Source organism: Winogradskyella poriferorum, from assembly GCF_050618035.1.
GTDB classification, from domain to species: Bacteria; Bacteroidota; Bacteroidia; order Flavobacteriales; family Flavobacteriaceae; genus Winogradskyella; species Winogradskyella poriferorum_A.
On sequence record NZ_JBODPY010000011.1, the window covers coordinates 1 to 3,076 of the forward strand.

1 protein-coding gene is annotated in these 3,076 nt (G+C 46.2%); it reads left to right on the plus strand.

From position 1 onward, the window contains the following. The coding region (locus ACRHOC_RS14710; RefSeq protein ID WP_431159393.1) for a T9SS type B sorting domain-containing protein at window positions 1-3,076 on the plus strand (3,076 nt) is incomplete at both ends.

Sequence of the window (3,076 nt, forward strand, 5' to 3'; positions counted from 1 at the left end):
CATTACCTGTCGTCGTACCACCAACAGCTTTAGAGGTTTGCGATGATGCTGTACCCGACGGACTGACTTCGATTGATTTGAGTCTTAAAGATTCAGAGATCACGGGTAATAATGCGTCCTATTCGGTAAGCTACCACCCAACCCAACAGGATGCTATAGATGGTACCAATGCACACCCAATACCATATGACAATATCGCTAATCCAGAGACGGTTTACATCCGTGTTGTGGATACGACAACGGGCTGTTTTGATGCTACGCAGACCCTCGAGCTAGTTGTAGAGCAAGCTCCAGTGCCACTTACTGCAACGCCTGATGCATTACGCTACTGCGATCCAGACAGTGATGGTTTTGGCTTCTTTACACTAACGGACTCAGAGGCCCAGATTACAGGAGGCGACCCAGGTCTAACGGTAACTTACCATGAGACTTTAGTCAACGCAGAGTTTAATGCGGATCCTATAGATACGTCAACAGCGTATGCGAATATCAATGAAGACATGCAGACAGTCTATGTAAGGTTAGAGAGCACTACCATAGCAACAGACTGCTACACGATAGTCCTACTAGATTTAATAGTGGAGCCAACACCTCAGCTTGTGGTTCCAGAGGATTTGGAGGCTTGTGATGATATCTCAGCTGATGGCTTAGCAGAGTTCGATCTTACTTCTGTAGAGGATGAGGTTCTGGACGGTCAAGATCCGACTGACTTAGTGTTCAGCTACTACGAAGATCCTATGAATGCCGAAGATGGTATTAACGCGATAGCATCGCCTATGGCTTATACGAATACAGTAGTTGGTGGCCAACCAGTTTGGGTACGTGTAGATGATACAGGAACAGTAGCTGGATGTTATAAGATTGTAGAACTACAGCTGATAGTGAACCCATTACCGGTATTAACGCAACCGTCTGAACTTGAGCTTTGTGACGCCATTACTCTTGATGATGAGCAGGAGGGCTTTATTCTACAGCTTGCCGAGGATGAGATTCTATCAGGTCAACCAGGTATAGCACTGAGCTACCACCCAACACAACAGGATGCTATAGATGGCACGGGAGCACTGACAAGCCCTTATACGAATACGACCAACCCTCAGACGATTTTTGTACGTGGAGAGAACTCGTTTGGCTGTGTGGCTTACACGACGCTTACGCTTCGCGTATTACCAATCCCAACACCGAGACCTAGCGATGAGATACCAGCGATGGCACTTTGTGATGCAACCGTGGTGAACGATGGACTGGAAGTATTCGACCTTACCGAGAATGAGATGTTTATCCTCAATGGAGAGACAGGTGTAACACCTACTTACCATACGAGTGAGGAGGATGCATTAGCAGGAGAGAATGCTATAGCAGATGAAACAAACTATACGAACGCAGGTACAGGAGGTCCAGAGACCATATATGTTAGAGTAACCAATGATACAACAGGCTGTTTTACCGTGGTAAACTTTACCATAACGGTTAATCCATTGCCTTCAGTAGTTGCGGTAACGGACTTCATCCAATGTGAGCTTAATACAGACGGCTTTGATGCCTTTGATCTTACGACTAAAGACTCAGAGGTTCTTGCAGGACAAGATCCTCTTCAGTTTGCTGTAAGCTATCATACGAGCTTAATTGATGCAGAGGGAGGCACTAATGCCTTAACAAGTCCTTATACGAATACGAGCAATCCTCAGGAGATCTTCGTGAGGATAACAGATAATACTACGGGCTGTTGGATTGCAACCCAGCGCTTTGATATTGAGGTTCAGGAAGGTGCTCAGGCGAACCCTGACTTGGAGCCTATTCTTTATGAAGCTTGTGATGATAACGTAGAGGATGATGGAGACCCATCAAATGACAGCGTACAGTTCGACCTTTCAACCATGAACCCTCAGGTTCTTGATTTACCAGATGCAACGGGTTATACAGTAACATACTTTGCTAGTGAGATAGACGCCAACCTTAACGTTAATCCACTACCAACACTTTATGAGAACATAACCAACCCACAGGAGATTTATGTGCGTGTTGACAATGATATACTAGAGGTAGTCTCTATCAACTTAGACCTAGGTGGGCTTACAGCTCCTTTGGATCTTGATGGTGATGGTACGGACGATACGATTGATACGGATGGCGATGGTATTTTCGATTTGATTGATGTGGATGGTGACGGCATCTCGGATGCAACGGATACCAACGGTGATGGTCTTATAGACTTTGTAGATACCGATGGTGATGGTATGGGCGATCCATTAGACCTTGATGGTGACGGCACGTTCGACAACCAGCAGGATAGTTCTATCTGTTTTGCAGTAGCTTCTTTGACACTTCAGGTGAATCCACTTCCTGTATTCGATCTTGATGATGCCTATATACTTTGTATCAATACCAATGGTACTGAGGCACTCGACCCACTTGTGCTCGATACTGGGCTATCAGAGGCAGACTACAGTTTTGAGTGGACCTTTGACGGTAATGTAATAGCAGGTGCTACGGGATCGAGCTACATGCCACTAGAGGAAGGTACTTATGGTGTAACGGTAACAGATACGAGTACATCGACAGCAACAGCTTGTAGCATTTCTGATACCACAGAGGTGATGGAGAGCGAGCCACCAACCTTGGTGGTGGTTAATGTCACACAAGTTTTTGCAGAAAACCACGTTATAGAAGCAACGGCTAGTGGCCTTGGGGTTTATGAATATAGCCTTGATGGAGGGCCATGGCAGGAGAGTGGTACGTTCAGTGGCGTATCAGCAGGATTGCATGAGGTCACCGCACGAGACCGCAATGGATGTGGTTATGTGACTGAATCGATTTTTGTTGTGGATTACCCACGATACTTTACGCCAAATGGCGATGGTAACCACGATACATGGAACATTGCCGGGATTGGCGGTACGGCAAAAATTTATATATTTGACCGCTACGGGAAACTGCTCAAGCAGATTAGCCCGACGGGAGCAGGTTGGGACGGTACATACAATGGAAACCGTATGCCAAGTAGCGACTATTGGTTCACCGTAGAGTACGATGAACCGGTGAGCAACCAAAGAAGGGAGCTCAGAGCCCATTTTAC